General features: G+C 46.3%; 20 protein-coding genes and 1 pseudogene. 16 read left to right on the top strand and 5 right to left on the bottom strand.

From position 1 onward, the window contains the following. The first annotated feature begins 295 nt into the window (after window positions 1-295). The 5 genes from EGC86_RS10390 (at window position 296) to nhaA (ending at window position 7,530) form a co-directional block, all read left to right on the top strand. Complete coding sequence (locus EGC86_RS10390; RefSeq protein WP_123777486.1) at window positions 296-766, top strand: Dps family protein; 471 nt, start codon at window positions 296-298, stop codon at window positions 764-766. A gap of 96 nt (window positions 767-862) precedes the next feature. Further along, complete coding sequence (locus tag EGC86_RS10385) at window positions 863-1,969, top strand: efflux RND transporter periplasmic adaptor subunit (protein ID WP_123777485.1); 1,107 nt, start codon at window positions 863-865, stop codon at window positions 1,967-1,969. A 2-nt stretch (window positions 1,970-1,971) separates the two neighbouring features. After that, complete coding sequence (locus EGC86_RS10380; protein WP_123777484.1) at window positions 1,972-5,058, top strand: efflux RND transporter permease subunit; 3,087 nt, start codon at window positions 1,972-1,974, stop codon at window positions 5,056-5,058. Window positions 5,059-5,354: 296 nt separating this feature from the next. Then, a complete protein-coding gene (locus tag EGC86_RS10375) occupies window positions 5,355-5,603 on the top strand; it encodes a DUF2171 domain-containing protein (protein ID WP_123777483.1) in 249 nt (82 codons plus the stop codon). 580 nt (window positions 5,604-6,183) lie between these two features. Continuing rightward, window positions 6,184-7,530 (top strand): Na+/H+ antiporter NhaA, encoded by a 1,347-nt coding sequence (gene nhaA, locus EGC86_RS10370; protein WP_123777482.1) that lies wholly within the window; start codon window positions 6,184-6,186, stop codon window positions 7,528-7,530. Window positions 7,531-7,756: 226 nt separating this feature from the next. On the opposite strand, the pseudogene EGC86_RS10365 reads toward nhaA, so the two are convergent. Next, a pseudogene (locus tag EGC86_RS10365) lies at window positions 7,757-8,727 on the bottom strand (patatin-like phospholipase family protein). 236 nt (window positions 8,728-8,963) lie between these two features. After that, window positions 8,964-9,158: a YgaP family membrane protein gene (locus EGC86_RS10360; protein WP_101088290.1), complete on the bottom strand. Its 195-nt coding sequence runs from the start codon at window positions 9,156-9,158 to the stop codon at window positions 8,964-8,966. 470 nt (window positions 9,159-9,628) lie between these two features. Here EGC86_RS10360 and EGC86_RS10355 point away from each other — a divergent pair, with 470 nt between their 5' ends. Continuing rightward, a complete protein-coding gene (locus EGC86_RS10355) occupies window positions 9,629-11,323 on the top strand; it encodes a thiamine pyrophosphate-dependent enzyme (RefSeq protein WP_123777481.1) in 1,695 nt (564 codons plus the stop codon). Between the two features lie 490 nt (window positions 11,324-11,813). Next, window positions 11,814-14,360, top strand: coding sequence for an excinuclease ABC subunit UvrA (locus EGC86_RS10350; RefSeq protein ID WP_123777480.1), 2,547 nt, complete (start codon window positions 11,814-11,816; stop codon window positions 14,358-14,360). Here EGC86_RS10350 and EGC86_RS21225 read toward each other — a convergent pair. Further along, entirely contained in the window at window positions 14,350-14,562 is a 213-nt protein-coding gene (locus EGC86_RS21225; RefSeq protein ID WP_425376038.1) for a zeta toxin family protein, read from the bottom strand. The genes EGC86_RS10350 and EGC86_RS21225 overlap by 11 nt on opposite strands. A gap of 192 nt (window positions 14,563-14,754) precedes the next feature. Then, complete coding sequence (locus tag EGC86_RS10340; protein ID WP_123777479.1) at window positions 14,755-15,060, bottom strand: hypothetical protein; 306 nt, start codon at window positions 15,058-15,060, stop codon at window positions 14,755-14,757. Between the two features lie 236 nt (window positions 15,061-15,296). On the opposite strand from EGC86_RS10340, the gene EGC86_RS10335 reads away from it, so the two are divergent. The 8 genes from EGC86_RS10335 to EGC86_RS10300 all read left to right on the top strand — a co-directional run bounded on the left by EGC86_RS10335 (window position 15,297) and on the right by EGC86_RS10300 (window position 22,512). Continuing rightward, the gene (locus EGC86_RS10335) at window positions 15,297-15,956 is read left to right on the top strand and encodes a DsbA family oxidoreductase (RefSeq protein ID WP_123777478.1); all 660 of its coding nucleotides are present in this window, start codon (window positions 15,297-15,299) and stop codon (window positions 15,954-15,956) included. 352 nt (window positions 15,957-16,308) lie between these two features. Further along, complete coding sequence (locus tag EGC86_RS10330) at window positions 16,309-16,743, top strand: OsmC family peroxiredoxin (protein ID WP_123777477.1); 435 nt, start codon at window positions 16,309-16,311, stop codon at window positions 16,741-16,743. Between the two features lie 374 nt (window positions 16,744-17,117). Then, the gene (locus EGC86_RS10325) at window positions 17,118-17,258 is read left to right on the top strand and encodes a PRC-barrel domain-containing protein (RefSeq protein ID WP_242445210.1); all 141 of its coding nucleotides are present in this window, start codon (window positions 17,118-17,120) and stop codon (window positions 17,256-17,258) included. 45 nt (window positions 17,259-17,303) lie between these two features. Beyond that, complete coding sequence (locus EGC86_RS10320) at window positions 17,304-18,653, top strand: APC family permease (RefSeq protein ID WP_123777476.1); 1,350 nt, start codon at window positions 17,304-17,306, stop codon at window positions 18,651-18,653. A 105-nt stretch (window positions 18,654-18,758) separates the two neighbouring features. Continuing rightward, window positions 18,759-20,402: an FAD-dependent oxidoreductase gene (locus EGC86_RS10315; RefSeq protein WP_123777475.1), complete on the top strand. Its 1,644-nt coding sequence runs from the start codon at window positions 18,759-18,761 to the stop codon at window positions 20,400-20,402. Window positions 20,403-20,511: 109 nt separating this feature from the next. Continuing rightward, entirely contained in the window at window positions 20,512-20,799 is a 288-nt protein-coding gene (locus EGC86_RS10310; RefSeq protein WP_123777474.1) for a sll1863 family stress response protein, read from the top strand. Between the two features lie 55 nt (window positions 20,800-20,854). Next, on the top strand, window positions 20,855-21,109 hold the full coding sequence (locus EGC86_RS10305; protein WP_123777473.1) for a GlsB/YeaQ/YmgE family stress response membrane protein: 255 nt from the start codon (window positions 20,855-20,857) through the stop codon (window positions 21,107-21,109). A 50-nt stretch (window positions 21,110-21,159) separates the two neighbouring features. Continuing rightward, window positions 21,160-22,512, top strand: coding sequence for a DUF2254 domain-containing protein (locus tag EGC86_RS10300; RefSeq protein ID WP_123777472.1), 1,353 nt, complete (start codon window positions 21,160-21,162; stop codon window positions 22,510-22,512). 422 nt (window positions 22,513-22,934) lie between these two features. Here the strand turns inward: EGC86_RS10300 and EGC86_RS21065 are convergent, their stop codons facing one another. Beyond that, on the bottom strand, window positions 22,935-23,246 hold the full coding sequence (locus tag EGC86_RS21065; RefSeq protein WP_245423137.1) for a hypothetical protein: 312 nt from the start codon (window positions 23,244-23,246) through the stop codon (window positions 22,935-22,937). Between the two features lie 608 nt (window positions 23,247-23,854). Here EGC86_RS21065 and EGC86_RS10290 point away from each other — a divergent pair. After that, window positions 23,855-24,943 (top strand): alkene reductase, encoded by a 1,089-nt coding sequence (locus EGC86_RS10290; RefSeq protein WP_123777470.1) that lies wholly within the window; start codon window positions 23,855-23,857, stop codon window positions 24,941-24,943. Window positions 24,944-24,955 lie beyond the last annotated feature (12 nt).

Genomic DNA, 24,955 nt, shown 5'->3' with positions numbered 1-24,955 from the left:
CAGAGCTTAAGTCCGTAATGGAGTAAAGTGTTGTTTGGTGTTACGGGAAAATACTTTTCTTACTCTGCTTTTATTTCAGTAAAGAATATTAATACTCGGCCATGTCATTTCGTCTTGGTTTAAGGAACGACGTTGAGCTTTATTACTGGGACAACGGTCAATCACCTACGCTATACAATATACAAATTAATACGTGTAAGGAATAAGTGCTAGCTGGATTTTTAAATTTTTTAAATTCAGCATTCAGAAAAATCAGTATGAATATATCCATTAATAAACTAAAAGGAAATTTAATATGAGCAACATTAATATTGGCATTGATAAAAAAGATAGAAGCGAAATCGCTGAAGGGTTAAAGAAGTTATTAGCCGATACTTATACGCTTTATTTACAGACGCATAACTTTCACTGGAATGTGACTGGGGTGAGGTTTAGGGAGCTGCACTTGATGTTTGAAGAGCAGTATATGGAATTGGCCATTGCTGTAGACGATATAGCTGAACGTGTTCGAACTCTCGATGTTGCTGCGCCAGGTACTTATAAAGAATTTTCCAGGTTAAGTTCAATCCATGAGGTAGATGGTGTTCCGAATGCAACGGAAATGATTGAAGTATTACTCGTTGGTCACGAAAAAATTATACAGACCGCTCGTGATGTTTTAAAAGTGGCCCATCAATCAGACGACGAATCAACGGTATCTCTTGTATCTGATCGAATGCGAATACATGAAAAAACATCGTGGATGTTGAGAGCTTCAAATAAGTAAATTGAGCGTTTCAAACTACCAAGTTTTTGAAATTAAATGGGCAGATTATTAACGTTATTTACTTATTATATATTAACTAAAAAGGATACTGATTGAATGGGCACTTTCTCACGCTTCGCAATTGCTATCGTTCTGCTCCTTGTCGTCATCGGCAGCATCTTCGGTTACAAGTTCTATCAAATAAACCAAATGCAGGCCAAATTCTCTCAGCCACGCCCCGCAACCGTCGTTGAAACTACAGAGGTCTCTAGAGTATCTTGGCAACCGAGTATCCAATCAATCGGTGGCATCAGAGCTATCAATGGCGTCATGATAGCCAATGAATTGCCCGGTGTGGTGACAAAAGTTTTGTTCAAATCGGGTCAATCCGTCAAAAAAGGCGATATCCTGATCCGCCTAAACAGCGATATAGAGCAAGCCGCTCTTACAACACGTCTAGCTGAGGCACAGCTTGCTTCGAAAGCATTTCAACATAACTCAGACTTGATTTCCAAACGGGCTGTGTCACAGTTCGCCTTAGACGAAACAAAGGCTGCGCTAGATGTAGCCAGAGCACGAGTAAAAGAAGCCGAGGCCCAGTTTGGTAAAAAAATACTCACGGCTCCCTTCGACGGCATAGTAGGGCTACGTCTAGCGGATATAGGTGAATACTTAGCTGTGGGTACACCTGTCGTTGAAATCAATATGCTTAATCCAATTCTGGTCGAATATACTCTGTCTGAACAGGAACTGGCCAGCGTTGATATTGGTGATCTCGTTGAAGTCACCGTGGCGGCAACTGGCTCAGAGGTATTCAAGGGAACAATTACCGCAATTAATAGCTCTATCACGCCAGAGACACGCACAGTAAAGCTGCGCGCCCAACTTCTAAACCCCCAACAAAGCCTCAAACCGGGGATGTTCGCTACCATTAGAACCATAGCAAAGGGTGAAAGGCAGGTCATTGCAATTCCAAACATAGCACTGTCTTTCAACACCTACGGCGATTTCGCCTATGCATTAACTAAAAATGAAAAAGGCCAGCTGGTGACTGAGCAGCGGACTTTGGAAACAGGCGTTACACGGGATGGCATGACTGAAATTAACAAAGGGTTAGAACCCGGTGAACGTATCATTGCCTCTGGTTTGCTGCGCTTGAGGGCTGGTCAGCGAGTGAAAATAAAGCAAAAAGACAAGATTGCAGACAGTACAGGAGTTAAATAAACATGCGTTTTACAGACATTTTTATACAACGGCCTGTTCTGTCCATTGTTGTTAGTCTACTAATATTACTGGTTGGGATTCGCTCTATTATGGAGATGGAGATCCGCGAATACCCTGTATTGGAAAACACTAAAGTCACCGTTACTACTGCATATCCAGGCGCCAGCAGTGAATTGATCCAGGGATTCATTACCCAACCTTTGCAGCAGGCTATTGCCGAAGCAAAGGGCATAGACTTTCTGAGCTCATCGAGCATACAAGGTTTTTCAACCATCGAGGCACAGATGGAACTCAACTACGATGCTAATGACGCACTAGCGGAGATTCAATCTAAAGTTGCCAGTCAGCGTAACGAGTTACCTGACGAGGCTCAGGACCCTGTTATCAACTCGACGACGGGAGAAGGTCGCGCGCTCATGTACATCGCTTTCTTTAGCGATACCATGCAAGTCCCACAGATCTCAGATTATCTTGCCCGAGAAGTACAGCCTAAACTACAAGCCCTATCCGGTGTAGCCAAGGCCGAACTGCTGGGGCGTCGCTTTGCGCTGAGAGTCTGGCTCGATCCTCAAAGACTTGCAGCGGTTAATCTCACCTCGACAGATATTGCTCAAACCCTGCGTCAGAACAACTATATTTCTGCGGTTGGGCAAACCAAAGATGAATTCATCAAGATCAATCTCACTACGAATACTGACGTTGCAAACACCAAACAGTTCGAGAATCTGATAATTAAATCGACCGAAGATACTGTCGTTCGTCTCAAGGATATCGCCAGGGTAGAGCTCGGATCACAAACCTACGAGAACATAGCACTGTATAAGGGTAAACCTTCAACCTACGTAGCCATTAATCTATCTCCGGGATCTAATCCACTGTCTGTGGCAGAACGTGTTAAAGAACTCCTGCCGGATATAAAGTCCCAGCTGCCCTCGGGTCTGCAGGTTGAACTCCCCTACGATGCATCAGCATTTATTGATGATTCAATTAATGAGGTGATCAAGACGCTTATCGAGGCTGTGGGTATCGTTCTTGTCATCGTATTTCTATGCCTAGGATCTCTGCGAGCGGCAATCATTCCCTCAATAGCAGTACCGCTCTCGCTCATCGGTGGAGCTTTCATCATGCTTGTGCTGGGTTTCTCGCTCAATTTGCTGACGCTGCTCTCACTTGTGCTGGCTATAGGCTTGGTTGTCGACGATGCTATCATCATTGTCGAGAACATACACCGGCATATCGTTGATGGTAAATCAAAGAAGGACGCGGCGCTGATCGGTGCTCGAGAAATGGCCAATCCAGTTATCGCCATGACGATAACCTTGGTTGCAGTCTACGCGCCTATTGGCTTCATGGGTGGGCTGGTTGGTTCGCTTTTTACCGAGTTTGCTTTCACGCTCGCTGGTGCCGTCGTCATTTCAGGCATCATTGCCTTGACGTTATCGCCTATGCTGGCCAGTAAGGTTCTCAAACCACATGGAGAGTCGACCCGCTTCGAGAGTGCAATCGAAAGTTTGTTCGACCGACTCGCCAATACTTATCAGCGCTCGCTGGCTATCATGGTCAAGGCCGTCTCGCCTGTAATCATGTTTGCGCTAGTCGTACTAGTGTCGATCTTTTTTATGATGATGCTAAGCCAGAAAGAGCTTGCACCGACTGAGGACCGTGGCATCATTCTGTTTCAGGGTAAAGGACCGCAGACAGCCACACTCGAATACCTGCAGAAGTATGGCACAGAAATGCAGACAGCCTTCGAGCAGGTACCAGGCTACGACGAGACGTTCATGCTGGTTGGTATGACGAGTCCCAATGCGGTGTTTGGCGGTTTTAAAATGAAGCCTTGGAGCGAACGAGATATATCGCAGTTTGATATCATGCCTCAACTGCAGTCTTCTGTGGCAGGGATTACTGGTTTGAAAACAGCTTTATTCCCAATTCCATCCTTGCCTGGCTCGAGTGGCGGTCTACCCTTTCAGTTTGTGTTAACTTCGGGCAGTGATTTTACTCAACTCGATCAAATAGCAGATGAATTCGTAGGGGCTGCCATGCAGAGCGGCAACTTCACATTCGTGCAGAAATCGATCGACATCGATAAGCCCGTCACCCGAGTAAAGGTCGACCGCGAACGCGTAGCCGATCTCGGTTTGTCGATGCAGGAAATCGGTCAGGCGCTTGGCGGTATGCTTGGCGGCGGGTTTATTAGTCGTTTTAACATGGAGGGGCGCTCGTATGAGGTTATTCCCCAGGTTGAGCGCTACGCGCGCCAAACAGCAACGGCGCTCAACGATTATTTCATCCGCGCCGACTCTGGCGATTTAGTTCCGCTCGGCTCGGTCGTTAGCTTCGAGCATGATGTAGAACCCTCATCCAGAACACAATTCAATCAGCTGAATTCGGTCACGATCGAAGGCATTCCAGCGCCATCAGTGTCGATGGGAGATGCCATCAGTTTCATGAAAACCAAGGCGGTCGATATACTACCTCGGGGTTTCAGCTATGATTTTAAGGGCGAGTCTAGACAGTTCGAAAATTCTGGCAGTGCGTTAATCGTGACTATCTTTTTATCGCTACTCGTTATCTATCTGGTGCTTGCTGCGCAATTTGAGAGCTGGCGTGATCCTCTTATCATTTTAATATCGGTGCCGATGTCAATTGCAGGGGCAATGGCCTTCATTATGCTTGGTTTTGCGTCGATGAACATCTACACACAGGTTGGTCTGATAACATTGATTGGCGTGGTAGCGAAGAACGGTATTCTTATCGTGGAATTTGCCAACACACTTCAGGAAAGGGGACGCAACAAGCGCGATGCGGTAATCGAAGCTGCAGCGATCCGACTTCGCCCTATTATCATGACTTCGCTGGCGCTTATCGTCGCCATGATCCCGCTGTTAATTGCAGCGGGCCCCGGAGCACAGTCGCGTTTTGCGATTGGTATAACCATTGCTACAGGACTCGGTATCGGTACTTTGTTAACTATGTATGTGTTGCCTGCTTTCTATATCGTCCTGGCGAAGAAGATTGATACTTCAGATCTTGAGGGGCAGGATAATACCGCTGATCAAACTCCGACTAAAACAACGAACATGTGATTGTCGTACTCATATTTTCGTAGCGTTCAGTTTTGATTGATTGGCCGAGTCACCCAAGATTTGGCTAATCTTATTGATTCAAAAACATTGTATAAGAGGACTTGGAAATGCAGTCTGTTCGTTGCCGAACAGACTGCATTTAGTTTTATGGGTATGATTTTACTGTGCGATTGGGAACATTAAGTAACCAACAATTTCAGTTAAAGTCCAAGACAATTCCGCTTTCTGAAGTTTGTCAGATGACTGATTGCTCATTTATAAATAGAAGAGCTTGTACTGAGCTCTGAGGGGAAACTATGATTCAAACCAACCAAATTAAACCTGATATGCCTGTTGTCTGCTCCGAAGATGGTCAATTTGCTACTGTAGATCATATGGAGGGCACTGATACCCTCAAGCTTAAAAAAGACAAGAGCGGTCAACACCATTACATTCCATTAAGCTGGGTAACCTCAACTGAGGGCGATAAAGTTAAAGTTGATCGTCCAGGAGACCAAGCTATGCAGGAATGGTCTCAAACTCCGCCAACAGGTACAGGACACTAAAGTCTTGTTGTAGCGCTAAACAAAGATGGCATTCTACTCATGCCATCTTAAGACTTGAGCGGGAACCACGGTTTTTATTTCCCGCCTTTTATTTTTCTCCAAGAATTCACGTGAAAATGATAGACATCAAAAACAGTGTTCAAGTTTCAGCTTTCGCGCCGTTCAAAATAGCAGGAGACTTGCCTAATGAGTTTCGCATTCAGCCACCTACATGATAATGGCCGATCTCCGCGACGACATGCCCCGTCCTTCATGGCCAAGAAGCATAGCGAAAACCGCAGCACGGTTTAATGTGGTCTATTTTACTGCTCAATATGCTGTTTACAGTATTGATAGGCGCAGCCCCTACGTTTACAGCAATGTAGCTTGGCTCCATAACGCATTTTTCATGTATGCGGGCTCTATGAGTTCAGGGTCTTGCAGTTTTATTTTCCGTAAAGCGTTTTTGTTCAATAAAGTAGTTATAAAACAATCGAACAAACGCAATTTATAGTATTTGTTCGAACTCCTAAAGCCTAAAAATATTTTCTACTCTGAAGATAAATATACTTCTTAGGCGAGATGATGACAGGTGATTAATATGGCAAACGAATCTAAAAATATATTGCAGCGTGGTTTGGAATATATGCACGAACCATTTTCGGGTTTTATTCGAGCTCAGACTACCTCCAGTCTGTTTCTTCTGTTATCGACAATCTTGGCCCTATGGTGGGCAAATTCAGCCTATTCTTCTACCTACTTAGATCTTGTGCACACCCCGATTGGAATATTTTTGGGTGATGTTGAGTTACGATCTTCACTTAAACACATTATTAATGATGGTTTAATGGTGATATTTTTCTTATTGATTGGTCTCGAAATCAAACGCGAGGTGTTAGCCGGAGACCTCGCTAAACCGGAAAATCGACGCATGTTGATTATTTGTGCCATAGGCGGAATGATTTTACCGGCTACGATCTATACCTTGTTCAATTGGGGACTTGATTCACAGATCGGTTGGGGTATCCCAATGGCAACTGATACCGCGTTTGCGCTAGGTGTACTTACCATTGTGCGAAAATACATACCTGCCAGTCTTTTGGCTTTCATAGTTGGGCTCGCCATCGTTGATGATGTTGGGGCTATACTCGTTATTGCACTATTTTATACCCAGGAAATATCCGTAATATATCTGTTTAGCGCATGTTCACTTATTACTTTTTTGGCAGTAGCTAACTACGCGGGCGTAAGACAGCCAATTTTCTATATTATCATCGGAATTGCAACCTGGTGGATGATGCTCATGTCTGGTGTTCATGCCACTGTTGCTGGCGTTGCAATCGCATTGACGGTACCAGCACGGCCGAAGTTGGCGCCGGCACAATCGCTTGATAAGGCTAAAACAACAATCAGCTCTCTTCAGCAAGAAATAGAAGAGGTGGACGTTCTTGGTAGTCAGGAGGACCATAAACAGGTACTGGAAGTGCGCGATTTAGCAGAACATGCGGGGACTCCTCTGCGTCGTTGGGAAGATGTACTGCATATACCTGTAGCACTCTTCATCTTACCGCTGTTTGCGTTGACTAATGCTGGCGTAGTGTTTAGTTTTAGTTCGTTTATCGACAGCCTCCAATACCCAGTTGGATTAGGGATTATTTTTGGCCTCGTAGTAGGTAAATTTATTGGCATTTCCGGCGCGTGCTGGTTGGGCCTGCACTACAAAATAGGTAAATTACCCAAGGGAGTTAATATTCAACACATTATTGGTGCTTCACTGATAGCCGGGATAGGCTTCACCATGTCCACATTTATTGCGACACTGGGGTTTGACGGGCAACCTGAACATCTCCATAACGCAAAAACATCCATCTTGGTCGCATCGGTTATGTCTGCATTTTTGGGGGCGTTATATCTTAGATTCATTGGTTCAAACAAACGAAAAAAATGACTCAATGAGACATCACAAGTCGGTTAACATGAATGTCACCGATATTGCAGCATCGTTTACGTTAATAGAAGAGTATTATGTGGTACTTGAAGTGGTTAACACTTTTAGTTTAATGCATCGCTGTTATGGCATTAAAAAATGTTTTTTATTGCCTAGTAAGATTCATTCTACTGGTTTACAAAACAGGTATAAATTAATTTGATTATGCTTAGATTATGCTTAGTGTTTACAGCACAAAACGTTTTTGAGTCTCCAAAAAAACATTACCCGCAGTGATACCGGCAAGATAATCATGTTGTAAATCCATATCAGTACTCCCTAACAATTTACTTTGAAGATTGTCTTCCGCAAAAATTTGAATAATTTCGACATCTTCAGGAGGGTTAGTGATAAAGGCGAGTTCTTTTTGATAAGCTTGCTCATGCTGTACCAAATAATCAATCATTTTTGGGCAATACCCGGACACGTAAATCCATGACTTAAGTTTACGTACCCAAGCAGCCTGAGTATGACAGTCGGCATTCACCGTTCGAATAACCACAATTTTTTTAGCACCACGGCGATAGGATTCTCTCACAGGTAAAGGCTCAGCAAGTCCACCGTCAAGGTAGATGTCTGTTTTATGGTCATCAACGTTTGCTTTGGCCTTATTTGTTGAGCTAAAGGCCTGCCTAGGTGTGAGTTTGACCCCTTGTTTATACAAAAAAGGAAATGCACTCGAGGCTTTAAGTAATTGGCGCCAGTGACTTGTATGACCGTTTGGGCTTAAGAAATAGCCTTGTCTATCGCGTGAATTCGTTGCGCTGAACAATAATTCTCGTTGACCCAATGATTTAGTTGCTGTCGTAAAGTCTAATGCAAAATTACCTTGAATGGTTTTATCAAAGTACCAATCCAAATCAATAGCATTGCCACCTGCTAATCCACGGCCTAGTTTGTAAAAATTATTACGACGTGTTAATTCACCAATTAATCTCTTGGCTAACCTTTCTGACGAGATAAAAAGCTTGTAATATTTTGTGAGCCTGCAGACGCCCCTATAAATAAATCGAAAGGATCAAAATCATTCTCTAACCACGCATCTAATACACCGGCTGTGAATATTCCTCGTTGCCCACCACCTTCTGCAATAAGTGCCATTTTAACACATGACTCTTCACAAGGATTAATTGGGGGGGGTGATGCAATGACTTTCATAGCAGGCCTTTTTATAAAAAATGCTGAATAAAATAACGTCGTAGAACTTGCGATTAGATATCTGTTGGCAGTAACAATGACCTCGGGTGTTTAAGCAGTACAGTTCCGAGATCGCTAACTTAACCGCGCGAACAGAACTTAACCTCGCGAACAGAAGAGTCGTACCATGAACGCGAGTCCTGTTAGGATTTTTACATGGTGTTTCACGATAGCAGGGCATTCGCTGTGGATCAGATTCAGCGCTTACTCACCGAACAGGAGTTTATGCCTAGGAGCGAATATAGAGGACACAAGCCTACCGCTCCTGTAAGCAGCGGCACAACGCCAATATAGCCCCATATGCCAATTGTGTCGGTGGCAGCAAGTCCAATAAGAACTAGCCCGGCGGTAACGCGGAGCGAGCGATCGAGCATACCTTCATTCGTCTTCATCGTATTTCTCCTTTGTCGAGTCACTGGGCCACTCTGCTAAGTTACAGATAAGATCGAATATCGTCCCAGCCTTACGCGAATCGATTAGATGTCTCTAAGCATAAATCGTAACTGTTCCCGGCGTCTGTTCGCCAGCGCACGCGAGATAATTTTCAAGAATGGTTAAATCGAGCGACATGGCGAATAGGCTAAATTATTTTCTGCTAGGGTTTATCATTTGAGATAACGTTACTTTAAAAAACGGTCAATTGTATTTAACTTGTCAACATTCGTGAGAAAGCAAAAGCCAGAGGGTACGGTGACGCACAGAGTCAAAGTTCATAGCACAGTATGATGTGTTATTGGATCTTAAATAAATAGTTAACCATTAATAAAATGCTATTAAAATAATGCTATTAAATTCAGTAACCTATTAATTTGCTTAATTAAGTGTGTTTCGTAAAGCTTATTTTAAACGGAGAGAGATATTTATGGCTGCAATAAAAAAACGCAAAGTGGTCGATCACATCGTAGAGACGATTTATCAATACGGAGTCCGTCATGTCTTTGGTATTCCTGGGGATGCTATTAATGATTTGATGGACGCCATACGCCGCCATGGAGAAATCGAATTTATACAAGTTCGCCATGAAGAAAGCGGGGCATTCGCCGCATCAGCCCAAGCAAAATTAACCGGTAAACTTGCCGTTTGTGTTGGTACTGCTGGAGGTGGGGCCATACATTTGCTCAATGGTCTGTATGACGCTAAGCTCGACCATGCCCCCGTTCTTGCAATAACCGGACAGTTACCACGCAGTGAAATGGGTAATCACTCGCATCAAGAAATTAATTCATCAGTTCTGTTTTCTGATGTGGCTGTGTTTAATCAAACCTTATTTGCCTCAGATCGTGTTCCCGAGATTATTCAGCAAGCGTGTAATAGCGCGCTGATTGAAAAAGGGGTTGCTCATATTGCACTGCCTGCTGATGTTGCCACTGAGCAAGTTGAAGCTGACATTACGGGTCATCCAATAGCGGGCGCTGAAACGGGACCAACTAAACCTTTAGCATCAGCATTAAACAGTGCAATTAGCTTAATTGAGCAAGCTGAAAAAATTGTTGTTCTAGCGGGTGTTGGGGCTATACCAGCACGTCAACAGGTACTTATTTTGTTGAAAAAATGCAACGCCCCACTTATCAGAACACTAAAAGCCAAAGTACTACTTCCGGATGAGCATGAATATTCCTTAGGAGGGCTTGGCCTACTTGGTACGCGGCCATCTGTTGATGCAATGAATAATTGTGATTTACTTGTGATGCTGGGTACTGATTTTCCCTACAAAGAATATTATCCAGGAAAAGCCAAAGTTATTCAGGTGGATAAAGAAATTCGACATATTGGTCGACGTTGCCCTGTGGATGTATCGATAGTTGGAGATGTAAGTGAAGTACTAGACCAATTAATCGTTGATTTACCTCAAAAAGAAAACGACAACTTTCTTACTGAATGTCGGCGTCAGAAAAGGAGTTGGTCAGAAGAGCAAAGCGAAGCAGAAAGCTCGCAAGATATGCCAATAAAACCCCAGTGCCTGGCTCGAACCGTCGGCGAGCTTGCGAACAAAGATGCCATTTTTCTCTGTGACACGGGTACAGTGACCGCATGGGTCGCACGACATCTACCCGTTACTGAACAACAATTATTTACCCTATCAGGCAACTTGGCCACAATGGCATTTAGCATGGCTGGTGCGATAGGCGCACAATTGAAATTTCCTGAGCGGCAGGTGGTAGTCCTTATTGGTGACGGTGGTTTTAGCATGTTAATGCAAGAGTTTATTACTGCAGTCAATCTAACATTACCCATAAAGGTTATTATTTTTAACAACGCCAAGCTAGGGTTAATTCAACTAGAGCAAGAAAGCAGCGGTTACCCTAATTATAAAACAGCATTAAAAAATCCAGACTTTTCAGAGTTTGCTCGCTTATGCGGTGGTGAAGGTTGGAGTGTAGATCGCCCTGAGCTGCTAGTAAAAGCGTTGGGAGAAGCATTTGCTAGCAAAAATGCCTGTGTGATCGATGTCCATATCGATCCTAATGAACTCGTCATGCCGCCAAAGCTCGAATTGGCTCAAGCGGTAAATTATTCGATTGCTAAAGCTAAGGAGTTTTTAAATTCAAATGACTGATTTAAAAATATGTGGGAAAGATTCCAAAATGCTATTACCTCAGTTTCTGAGTTGTGCAGGCTAGTAGAAATATATAATCCTCAAGGTGAATATGCCGAAATAGGTTGCCTTGGTTTTAACTAATGAGTCATTTTGTGGCCATTGAGTAAACATTTTTCAAATCACTCGGTTGAATCTGTACGTTAAGAAAACATAGCAGGTGTTGGCAACTCAAAAACGAAAGGCGTTATGTGTTATCTTAAAAATGGGTGGCATATTTTAATTGAGATAGTGATCTTATGCTCTTGGTTAAGAGCATACCATGAACTCTGTTCATCCTGACTGAGTAAACTAGCCATTTATGGCTTGATTATTGTTATTATTGTGCCATGAAATAAATGGCAACATAGGCTGAGAATTCCGCATTAATGCCAGTAGAAGCAATCATATTCTGCAAGTCCCATCATATCCTGCACATCTAGACAAGAATTAACCTAAGGGGTCTTTAAGCATGAATAAAGCAAAGAATAGTGGCAGTCTTGATTTGCCAGTTGACACTTCCCCAACACCAACATCAGTTTCGCACTCCATACCCAAGGGGTTCGTGCGCGTGCGCGGCGCCCGAGAGAATAACCTACAGAACGTCGACGTGGATCTACCCCGGGACTCGATAGTTGCCTTCACAGGGGTGTCCGGCTCCGGCAAATCCTCGCTAGCTTTTGGCACCATTTTCGCAGAGGCCCAGCGACGTTTCTTCGAGTCCGTTGCGCCGTACGCCCGGCGTCTGATCCAGCAAGGCCATACGCCTCAGGTGGACGAAATTACTGGATTGCCGCCAGCCGTCGCACTCCAGCAGCGCCGAGGTACACCCAACTCACGCTCAAGTGTAGGCACAGTCACTACTCTCTCGAATTCTCTGCGGATGCTTTATTCCCGTACAGGTATTTACCCTGATGGGGCTTTGCGCCTCGAGTCGGACTCCTTTTCACCCAACACCGCCATGGGCGCTTGCCCTAAATGCCAGGGACTCGGAACCGCGCACACAGTCACCGAGGCATCGCTGGTGCTCGACCCTTCACTGAGCATCCGCGAAGGCGCCGTCACGGCTTGGCCTGGGGCGTGGCAGGGTAAGAACTTGCGCGACATCCTCACTGCGCTTGGCCATGATGTGGACATACCTTGGGAACAGCTGTCCCGCGCCGATCGCGATTGGATCTTGTTCACCGAGGAACAACCTGTTGTCGACATCATGCCGGAGCGAGAACGGCCCCGGCCTTACAAGGGGAAGTTCTGGAGCGCGCAGAGTTATGTGATGCACACGCTCGCCGATTCAAAAAGCGCTTCGGTGCGTAACCGTGTACTGAAATATGTTGAATCAGGGCCATGCCTAATATGCGCGGGTAGCGGACTGCGCAGCGAAGCACTCGCCGTTACCTTTAACGGCCGCACCATAGCCGAGCTCAACAGCTTGTCGCTCACTGAGCTCCGCCACGTGCTTGACCGTCCGGCGGCCGCCAATACCCCGGGTGCGACTATCACCAAGGATCTCACTCGCCGCCTCGACGTGTTGCTCGATCTCGGCCTCGGATACCTAAGTCTAGGCCGCGCAACACCCACGCTCTCTCCTGGTGAAATGCAGCGGCTGCGCATTGCCACCCAGCTGCGCTCTGGGCTTTTTGGCGTAATCTACGTACTCGACGAGCCTTCCGCTGGGCTTCACCCGGCCGATGCCGAGCCGCTCCTAGCCGTACTCGACGAGCTCAAATCTAGTGGTAACTCAGTTTTTATCGTGGAACACAATATGGACGTGGTACGCCGCGCCGACTGGGTCATCGACGTCGGCCCACATGCGGGAGAGCAGGGCGGAGTGGTCCTCTACAGTGGACCTACGGCTGGACTCAAAGATGTACCGGCCTCGATCACGCGAAAATTTCTCTTTGCAAGCGAGCGTCCAGTCCCGGCTGCACGCGAGCTGCGACAACCGCTCGGTTGGCTTGGCCTGACGGGTATCACCCGCCATAACCTACGCGGACTCGACGCTGAGTTTCCGCTCGGCATACTGACCGCGGTCACGGGTGTATCGGGCTCAGGCAAGTCCACTCTAGTGAGCCAGGTGCTTGCCGAGACTGTTGGCCTGCACCTTCATCCTGATCTGGATCCCAGTGACGGGAACGCATCCACAGCCTCGGTGGCCGGGGAGAAGGATGAACAACCCGAGCCTAAACCCGTCGAAATCACCACCGTTGAAGCGATCAACGGCGCGGATCTGATCGATCGACTGGTGCGCGTTGACCAGAAACCAATCGGTCGCACACCGAGATCTAACCTCGCCACCTATACAGGCCTGTTCGATGCCGTGCGCACCACATTCGCCGCTACCCCCGAGGCTCGGAGCCGAAAGTTCGGCGCTAGCCGGTTCTCGTTCAACGTGCCGGGTGGCCGCTGCGAGACCTGCCTTGGCGAGGGATTTGTGGCGGTCGGTCTGCTTTTTTTACCTGGCAGTTACTCGCCCTGTCCCGACTGCGATGGCACGCGGTACAACCCTGAGACCCTCGAAGTGACATACTGTAACAAGAATATAGCCGAGGTGCTTGGGCTTACAGTGGATGCGGCAATGGTGTTTCTCGCCGATGTACCCTCGGCATTGCGCAGCCTTAAAACCCTTAGTGAGGTGGGGCTCGGCTACCTACGACTCGGCCAACCCGCCACCGAGCTTTCCGGAGGAGAGGCGCAACGCATCAAACTCGCGACCGAGCTGCAGCGGGCACGCCGCGGCCATACGCTGTACATTCTCGACGAGCCCACAACAGGGTTGCATCCTGCCGACGTGCTATTGCTGCTCGCCCAGCTCAACCGGCTCGTCGATGCCGGCAATACCGTGATCGTGGTCGAACACGACATGGACGTGGTTGCTGCCGCCGACTGGGTTATTGACATCGGCCCTGAAGGCGGTGATAAGGGAGGCTGTATAGTGGTCGCTGGCACGCCCCATGCAGTGGCCGCCCACCCGGCGAGCCGAACGGCGCCTTACTTGGCCCAGTGCATCTCTACCACCTGAGCGACTGCCTGTCGTGGCAAACTAGGGGTCGCTCAATAATAAAGCTGGCAGCTTTCTGAAATAGGCATGAATTTTCACCAGTGTACTCTTGAAAAAAGAACCTTAGCTGATCTGGGGCCAGCCTAATAGTTCCCGTATCATCAAACATGTCAATAAACGTTTTTGAAGCTTTTGTTTTGCCGGCCCCAGGCGATCCGTACATAAAAATAGACACCGACTGTAGATCCGTAGGAAACGTGTTTAAATTGGTCTGTTCACGTGCTATCTGAGTGCGATTTGCTTTCGCATAAATGATGCCTTGGTTTCAATTTCAGTTTTTTGCTCTGTCATAGGTTGTGATAGCGTTACCCAATTAAAACAACAAGATACTAGCCAATACAAGGTGAGTATAAATTTACCATAGTTTGTATGTATCTACATGAACGGTTGGGTGTAATAACATCACGATAACATGGCACAATCTATTAATTATGATTACGGCAGCCAATATCGCTATGAAAACACCAATAAAACGGCGTTTTACCGCTAGGGAAATCGCTGATTTATTAAGCCATTGAATGGCTTTTTTATGCTCTCCGCCCGTTAACTTCGTTGCTAATCGCACTAATCGAGGGCATCGCTCACTTTGTTTGCTGTTTACCACCTCATTGGTTTTACGGCGGTTGATACTTCGAGTATTGATGCCTGTAAGGACAAACATAGTTGTATTCGTTTGGTTGAACTTGCTAACAAGTTTATCGACAGTCACGACAAAAACACTTCCTTTTCAGCACTATGTCTACATGCCTGTGTACATACAATGGCGTAGAAATGCCTGTAAATAAGTATATGTACGCAGTCGCACAGACAGTCAGATTGGCTGATGACATGATTTGAAGTTCTGATGTTATCGTACCGTGCGATTAAAGATCCTCAGATGAAGGAGTGACATGCCAAATGGATAAAACCTTAATCATAGATTATTACACTGACATTCTTTGTGTCTGGGCTTGGATTGCTCAGAAACGTGTTGATGAACTTAATAAAAAATTGGGACACAAAATCGAACTTAAATGTTACTACGTTGACGTTTTTGGTGATGTACCGACAAAAATAAACACTCAATGGCAATCAAAAGGCGGGTTTATTGGCTTTGCTGAGCACATACAACAGTCAGCATCTGCCTTTGATTATGCTTATATAAACCCAAAAGTATGGACGCAAGTTAGACCCACCACTTCAGCCAATGCGCATTTGATGCTTAAAGCGGTAGAGATTACTTATGATAAAAAGACAAGTATCGATATGGCGCTAACATTTCGAACCGCATTTTTTGTTGATGGCTTGGATATAGGCAACCTTGAAGTCCTCTGTGATTTAGTTAACGCCAATGGACTAGACCTAAACACCATCAATACCAGCATTGGTGATGGCTCTGCTATGGCATCTTTAATGGGTGATTATCAAAAATCAAAGAGTCAAGGCATTAACGGTAGTCCTTCATATGTCCTTGATGGTGGGCGTCAAACATTGTATGGCAACATAGGTTTCGGCGTAATTCTTGCTAATATTGAAGAGCTTTTGAAGCATCCAACAGATGAGGCAAGTTGGTGCTGAAACGAAAGTGTACAGAGGTGAAGTTGAGAAGCATGTCTTCGATTGGAACATGAGGTTCTGCAACGCCCCAGCGCTATTTCACGTAATCAGATTAGTGCCTTCGAGCCGTCACATCTGTTGGATATCGCACAGACGGATACCTATGGTCAAGTCCAGACTGACATACATTGAAAGTATAAGTCGTCTCAGTTTACCCAATCCTTAGCGCCGGAACTGACCAGCTTACATCTGTTTGTGACAACCGGCTTATAGTAATCAGATAAGCTATAAATGCTTTAATAACAAGGGAATAATTACCACTACTGTCAAAAAGTGACCCTTCTTGAGAAATTTGATATTTAGGAGACAGACCATGATTGAAAAAATAGCAACTATCCAGTGGCAAGGTCAAGGTAAGAAAGGCCAAGGTAAAATAAGTACCGAGACAGGTGCACTGAAGCAATATCCTTACGGCTTCGGTAGTCGCTTCGAGGATGACCGAAGTGGCACTAACCCTGAAGAGATACTAGCCGCAGCCCATGCCGCGTGTTTTACTATGGCGTTTTCATTCGCCTGTGATAAGGCAGGGTTTGCCACCGCCAATATCGACACTAAGGCCAGCGTACGTCTAGCTAAACAAGGCGAAGGTTTTGTTATAGACCGCATCGCGTTGACGATGAGCGCAGAGGTTGCGGGCATCGACGAGGCGAAATTTCAGGAGATTGCGGCTGCGGCAAAGTGTGACTGCCCGGTATCGAAGGCTCTTGCCGGTGTTGAGGATATTACCCTGCAAGCGACACTGAAATAGGTCATCTCCTGAGACACGCTGTCAGCCCACGCCATTCCACTACGCGGCAGCAACGCCAAAGTCAGACCGAACGCTAAAACTAAGGTTTAATGGCTGTATTCATATCCTCTTCCAGCATTTTTCTAACCGTCGGCAAGATCGCCGACGATTCTTCTACGGTGAATAGCTTTCGGTCTGGTGTCCGTGCGTTAACACATTCATCAATAGTCCTGATTTGGCAACTAACTCGGATACATAGACACAGAGCCGTTCGTCAATCGCATGAAAATGACACCAACGTTTGATAACGTACAGACAGCGTTGCCGCTTTTACCTTTTAATAGTTCCGTATCACTCTATGTTGGGACATTTAACATTCGAAGGAGACGGTACCTATGTTACGCACCGTTAACAATATAGAGGATTATGTCATCAGTGCTACAGATGGCAATATTGGTCATATCAAAGACGTTTATTTCGATGATGAAACTTGGTGTGTTCGCTTTCTCGTTGTTGAAACAGGCACTTTAGGATAGCAGGATAAAAAGTTGCTTATATAAAAGAAAAATCACGGAGGGCGTATGCATGACCATGAAGATAAAAAGTCACATTATCAAAAAGATAGTCTGACATTAGTTGGTGCGGTTGCGCTTGGCACCGGCGTTATGATTGGTGCTGGCATATTTGCTTTGACAGGGCAAATGGCCCAGATGACCGGAAGTCTTTTCCCGCTGGCCTTTCTTTCGGCTGCGGTGGTTGTGTTATTCAGCGCATACTCTTACGTCAAATTGTCCAATGCTTATCCTTCCGCCGGTGGGATTGCCATGTACCTAAAAAAGGCCTATGGCAGCACGGTGACAACCGCCTTTCATTCCCTGTTGATGTATTTTTCTATGGTGATTGCCCAGAGTTTTCTGGCGCGTACCTTTGGGACTTATACATTACAGCTGTTTGGTATCGATGATAGCAGCGTGTTAGTGCCGACACTGGGTGCTGGATTATTGCTGATGGCGTTTCTGATCAATTTATCCGCCAACAAGATGATCGAAGGTGTCGCGTCGGTGCTCGGCTTTATTAAGATTGGCGGTATCGTTTTGTTCGGTATCGTTGGTGTAATGGTAGCTGGCACGGTGGAAGTCGATTTCTCAACAGTCAGTCCAGACGCCTCAACTTCTGGTGCAACAATAGCTGGTTTTATTGGTGCAACCGCGCTGGGTATTTTGGCCTTTAAGGGCTTTACCACCATTACCAATAGTGGTTCAGAGCTTACTGACCCTCACAGAAATGTGGGCCGAGCTATCATGATCTCCATCGGTCTTTGTGTTGTAATTTATACGCTAGTCGGTTTTGGGGTCGCAAGTAACTTATCACTCGAGCAAATCATCGAAACAAGAAATTACTCGTTGGCTGCAGCCGCAAGGCCTGCACTGGGCGAATACGCTGTCTGGTTTACGGTTGTTTTGGCCATGATAGCAACAGCAGGCGGTGTTATTGCCAGTATATTTGCGGTTTCGCGGATGTTGGCAATGCTGACTGATATGAAACTCGTTCCCCACAGCCATTTTGGCATGCCCGGTAGCATCCAAAAGCACACCCTGGTTTATACCGTCATTTTAGGTTTGCTGTTGACAATATTTTTTGACCTGACGCGGATTGCGGCCATGGGCATCATCTTTTATTTGATTATGGACATGGCGATCCACTGGGGGGTTTTACGTCACCTGCGAGACGAAGTGGGTGCTAAAAGCGCATTCCCTATGGTCGCGATTATTCTTGACTTGATCGTTCTAGCTGGTTTTGTCTGGATCAAGATAAACAGCGATCCATTGGTGGTAGGTGTCGCTGGTGTTGTCATGTTGGTTATTCTGCTTGTTGAGATCCTATTTTTACGACATAACCCTATCGAGCCAAAAAACCACAACCACGGATGAAAATAACCAAATACTACCTTCTAGTGCTAACTGCCCGAGACAGCCTGAATGCACCTGTGTAGGGGCTCACTCCCTAGGACGAACTTTAATCATGGAGATAAATAAATGAAATCTGTCGTTATATTTGGGGCTGGCATTGCCGGATTAAGCGCCGCACATGAGCTGGCCGAACTGGGGTATCTTGTTTCAGTTTATGAAACGGCTGATGAGCCGGGGGGATTCTTCAGAAGTTCACGCCTTAGTCACGACAATATACCGACCGAGTATTCTTGGCATGGCATGGGACCTTGGTACCATAATGTTTTTGATTTGATGAAAAAAATTCCATTCAATGAAGAGGGCAGCGTTTATGATTTGGCCCTGTCTCGGCCCATTGATTTTGGCATATTCCCTGATGCTGGTCAGGCGCAATTTTACGATGAGGGATTTAAAAGTATTAACAAGATGTTTGGCATGAGCAATTGGGAGTTTACCAGAGCGTGCTATTTAATGTTAAAGACTTGGACCTCAAATCATCGAAGCCATGTGGTATATGCCAAGGTGAATGCGGCTCAAGCTTGGAAACCTATGCTTAGCGTGCAAAGTTATAACGCGTGGCGTTCTTGTTTCGGTCCTTGGATTGGCTCTGATTGGTCCAACGTGTCACTGCACACCGCAGGGGATTTTTTTAGAAAGCAATTTACGACAAAGCCCGCGCACCAGCATAAATCTGATCAAGATGGACCCGCATGGCAGCAAGGTGCCGGAGACGGTTGGCTGCTCCTAAAAGGGCCCAGTAGTGAATACTGGTTCAATCCCTGGGTTAAATACCTTGAACACAAGGGCGTGAAATTCTATTGGCAGAAACCGCTCACCAAATTAGTGTTCGACGGCAGCAAAATAGTCTCCGCTTTTGTCGGTAATGAGGAGATCAAAGGCGATATTTATGTTGTGGCCATCAATCCTTACTTGATGGTTGATATTTTAAGTAAAACTCCCGCGCTTGAGCGTCAAGAAGAATTAAAATTGTTTACACCGCTTGTTCAAGACGGCCCACACACTCAAGTCTCTTTTCGGTTAGCATTTTCAGACGAAATCAAACTTCCTCGAAAGCGGACTGCAGCGGTGATCAGTGATTCAGAATTTAATTTGACCGTGTTCGCCGAAGAACAAGTTTGGGACAAGGAAGTGGATTTGGGGCAAAACATCAAATCTCTTTGGACTGGCACGTCTTGTATTGGCGGCTTCCCTGGGAGGATATTCCATAAGCCCGTCAGTCTCTGCACCAAAGAAGAATTTATCGAAGAAGTGAAGGCTCAAATCTTGAGTTGCGGCGCACTAAATCAATTGATTAAACAAGCGAATGACGGCAAAGAGTTGAAAGATTTTACAATTGAAAAAGTTGAAGTGTGGCATGAATGGCACTTTTCCCGTGATGGAATAACGCCGCTACAGCCAAAGTGGGTAAACACCACCAACACTCAAGCATTTATGCCATCTCAAAAAACTCCAGTTTTTAATCTATTCTTGGCCGGAGCCCACACTAAGACTCAGGCTCAAGTCTGGAGTATTGAAGGTGCTGTTGAAAGTGGCAGAAGAGCGGCCAAAGCGATAGATAAACGAGTTAACGTATTGGATCAATATCGACCTAGATGGATTAAATTGTTATCGAAAATCGATGACATCTTGTATCTAATTAAAGCACCGCAGCTTCTAGATTCTGTGGTTTTATGTATCGTTTTATTGCTTATTTTGTGGTTTTTGATCTGATCATATCTTGATTGATCTTAGCGCTATCCAGAAGGGATGAGCGACATTAAAAGTGCCATAACATCAATATCGGCCCTAATAGGTCTCACAACGACAAAGGAGTTTAACCATGAACAAGAAAGAAGCTTACCAAAAAAAACTACAGGCACAATTAGACCAGTGGAGCGCAGAGATCGATAAGCTCAAGGCCAAAGCTGATCACGCGGAGGCCGATGCACAAATTGAGTACTACAAACAAATCGAGGAACTGCGAACGATGCAAAAATCGGCCAACAGCAAACTTACCGAACTTAAGGAATCCAGTGACGGTGCATGGGAGGAGCTCAAAGCAGGTATGGATGGTGCGTGGAACTCGCTTGGCAATTCGCTGAAGTTGGCTACCTCCAGATTCAAATAAACAGCATGGTCATTGCGCCAAATAGGCGCACTATAAATTAGCACAGGAGTGCAACATGGACATTATTAGTTTACTCATATTTTTGGGAATAGGCGCCTTGGCAGGGTGGCTTGCAGGCAACATAATAAAGGGCGGAGGATTTGGTGTCATAGGCAATATTATTGTAGGAGTTGTTGGTGCTGTAGTAGGTGGTTTTATATTTAGCTTACTCGGCATATCAACAGGCGGTTTATTAGGCTCTATCATTATGGCTACTATAGGCGCTGTTATTTTGTTATTCATAATTAGTTTGGTTAAGAAGAAAGCCTAGTTCCTTAAACACGACGATACATGTTGAAAATTCAAATTAGGAGTGGCCACATGATTAAGTTAAGACAGTTTTGGGGGAATCTGCAATCGAGCTTTTGGTTCATGCCTTCACTGATGGTCGCTGTCAGTATGACCTTAGCGGTTGTGTTGATCGAAGTAGAGTCTGCCGGTTTAAACCAATGGCTAATTCAGTGGCCACGACTGTTTGGGGTCGGTGCAGAAGGCGCTCGCCAAATGTTGTCCACCTTGGCAGGTTCGATGATGACTGTCATGGGGATCACTTTCTCCATGACACTGCTGGCCCTGGTGCTAGCATCGGGCCAGTACACCTCTCGCATTTTGAGGAACTTTATGCGTAACAGTGTCACGCAAGCAACACTGGGGGTTTTTGCGAGCATTTTCGCTTACTGTCTTATCGTATTACGCACCATTCGTGGTAGCGGTGTTGGTGATGAATTTGTGCCCAGTCTAGCAGTGTTTTTTGCCTTTGTGATGTCGCTTGGTGGAGTGGGGGTCCTTATCTATTTTATTCATCATATTGCCTTGTCAATCCAGGCATCAAGTATCATCGCTTCGGTCGCTCAGGAAACCAATGCTGCCATAGATAGGTTGCTGCCGATAAAACCGGATGAGGAACTTGATGAAGATGAAATGCGACACCCGATACTAAAGTCTCTGGATGAGCGGGTCTGGTATCCAGTGCCTGCAGCTCGCAGTGGTTACGTTTTAGGCGTAAATAACAAAAGACTAATATGTTTGGCGAGCGACCACAGAACTATAGTACGGATGGAGCAGGGCATCGGCTCGTTTATTGTCCAAGATACGGCTCTGGTGTCGCTAGCTCTTACTTATCCGCCAGAGCAGAAACTAATTGATGCTTTGAATGCTGCTTACAGTATTGGCCGCCATCGCACAGTGGATCAGGACCCTGCTTTCGGTATTCGACAGATTGTGGATATGGCCATAAAAGCGCTGTCCCCCGGGGTTAATGACACTTCAACTGCAGTGATGTGCGTGGACTATTTAACCTCGATTATGGCTCGATTGGCCAGTCGGCAATTTCCGCCATTGTATCGTTTTGAGGAAGACACTCTGCGGATGGTAGCGATTGTTCCGAGCTTTGAGGGTCTATTGGCCGATGCTTTCGACCAGATCCGAAGTTGCGCAGAGGAGAATCTTGCGATACTAGTACGCATGCTTGGTGCCATTGAGACCATCGGAAGTCTAACTACCTGCCCGAACCGCTTGAGAGCACTCGACCAACAGCTTCAGTGGATTGAAGAGTTGACCGCTCGTTGTTTTGAATCTAGTCATGATCGCGCGCAGCTTGAAATGCGGCAGTCCAAGGTGCGTGAATCGTTGGACGGTCAGTCTGCATTGCGCGCATTAGTTGGGAAAGATTAGTTTTATGCAAATTAGACGGATACTAGGGTCTGTTGATCTTTCAACGCTGCCCGAAGGGTTCGGCTAAAAACGTTTTACTCTTTGTTGAGCGAATCTTTATTAAGCGAGTAGTGCTTAGATTGCTAGGCAGCAATCCACTCGCCTCGATTAAAACGTTTTTATCTTGAACGAAATTTAACCAGCAAAGATCAACAGACCCGAGCATACAACATTCATTTTTTTGTTGACCAATTCGCTAGCTTTTCCTGGGTGTATATTCAACGCACCCTATTCACAACCTCATCGTTCACTATAACTCGTATAATTTTGCTATCCGCAAACGCAAAACATTCTTTCAAAACTCGATAACGATACATAGAAGCCCGACCAATATGATATTGGCAAAGCGATATTACAGTGATAATTGACGGCGACGGAGGCGGTTAGTCACTAGTCAGGCTCTGCAAGGCATTGGTGACCTCACTCATCCGCGCCGCCGTGACTTTACCATGAACCTGCGATATCAGATTACCGTTCTTATCCAAAACAACAATGACGGCCTCTTCGCTATCGGAGGGCACACCCAACGCGCTTTCCATGATCTGTGAGTTGAGAATCCAGGTTTGATCGTGATAGCGCTGCGGCACTTGTTCTTTGGCTCGGCCAATGACATCTTCTTCCGACATAAAGAAGGGTAAATTGACAGCCAGTACGTCGCGAACCCGATATTTACTATGATCTATCTCTGAGCGCAATGTGTTAACCCACTCCCGAGTGGATATTGCGGCATTGCGAGACGGCGTAAGTATGAGCAGTGTCGGTTGACCTATCAGTTTGTTACTGTCAACTTTTTCGCCGCTAAGCGCCGTCGCTGTAAATGACGGCCATGGTCCATCGCCTGCGATAGCAGACGGCCCACATAGGGTTAGTATGGCAAGTAGGGTCAGCTCAGTAACGCGTCGGGATGTTGAGCCCCAGAGTGTTGTCGGTATCATTGGTCTGGTTAGCATAGTATTCCTCCGCTCAGTAGTAGGGGGGCGAACAAGCAGGCCAAGCCAGATCCAAATACAGAAGTCGCAGCATTCAGTGAAACTCCTTCATAAATCATCTTGGCTCTCATGTCTGACGAGTAAGCATCACACATACAATATGCAATTGACGATATTTCATCTGTTCGCTAGCGAACTTTCTGCCAGCCAATGACCCTATTAGATCTGTAGGCGTCATTTGTGGGTATGTGTTCTAACGAACAGACCAGCTAAATGCCAGCGCGCAAGCTGTAGTTCTCAGGACTTGCCGCAATGATCTTTTCTTCGGGTTCGGCAGGATTCATCCTCATCATACATAACAGGATATCTAGCTTATGCTTTTCGAAACGTTTTCTAATCGCTCGCTGCAGCTATCCAATCGCATGGTAATGGCGCCGTTAACACGCAGTCGGGCTACGCCTGAGCACACGCCTAATGCGCTGATGGCAACGTACTACGGCCAACGTGCGACGGCTGGACTGATTATTACCGAGGGCACTTCGCCCAGCCCCAACGGACTGGGCTACCCACGCATCCCCGGTCTTTTCGATAGCACGCAGATGAATGCATGGAAGGCAAGCACATCAGCGGTACACGCCAAAGGCGGTAAAATCTTCTTACAGTTGATGCACTGCGGTCGAGTCGCGCATGTCGACAACTTGCCAACAGGTGCCGAAATACTCGGGCCAGATGCAGCGATATGCCCCGGCGAGATGTATACCGACACCCTAGGGATGCAGCCCCACAGTACGCCCCGCAAAATGACCGAGGCCGACATCGCTCATGTGGTAAAAGAGTATGAGACGTCAGCGAAGCTCGCGCTGGAGGCTGGTTTCGACGGTGTCGAAATACACGGCGCCAACGGCTACTTAATCGAGCAGTTTTTGAATCCGCTGATCAACCTGCGCACTGACGGTTACGGCGGCAGCATTGAAGGCCGCAACCGACTCGCGCTGGAGATTGTGCGTGCGACAGTGGCAGCCATCGGCAACGATCGGGTTGGTATCCGGCTCTCTCCTTACGGTGTGTTCAATGGCACCGGCGCATTCCCCGACATAGAGACGCAGTACCTGGCATTGACTAAGGCACTTTCCTCACAGGGGCTTCTCTACATCCACTTGGTTGATCATTCATCCATGGGGGCACCAACGGTACCCGCAGACTTTAAGCTTAAGCTGCGCGCTGGTTTCGATGGTCTGTTCATTCTGTCCGGAGGGTTTGATCATCAAAGCGCTGAACAGGCGTTACGCGATAAACATGGCGACCTGGTCGCCTTTGGCCGTCCGTTTTTTGCTAACCCTGATCTCGTCGCTCGGATGAGCCAAGATGCCGAGCTCAACACTCCAGACGAAGCGACTTTTTACGTACCTAGCGCCAAGGGCTATACCGACTATCCAACTCTGGCGACGTCACAAGAGCGTTAACGCCAAAAGTCA

The organism is Shewanella frigidimarina (assembly GCF_003797125.1).
In the GTDB taxonomy this organism is placed as follows: domain Bacteria; phylum Pseudomonadota; class Gammaproteobacteria; order Enterobacterales; family Shewanellaceae; genus Shewanella; species Shewanella frigidimarina.
The sequence above is the reverse complement of the archived record's forward strand: the minus strand, read 5'-3'. Positions and strand labels throughout refer to the sequence as shown.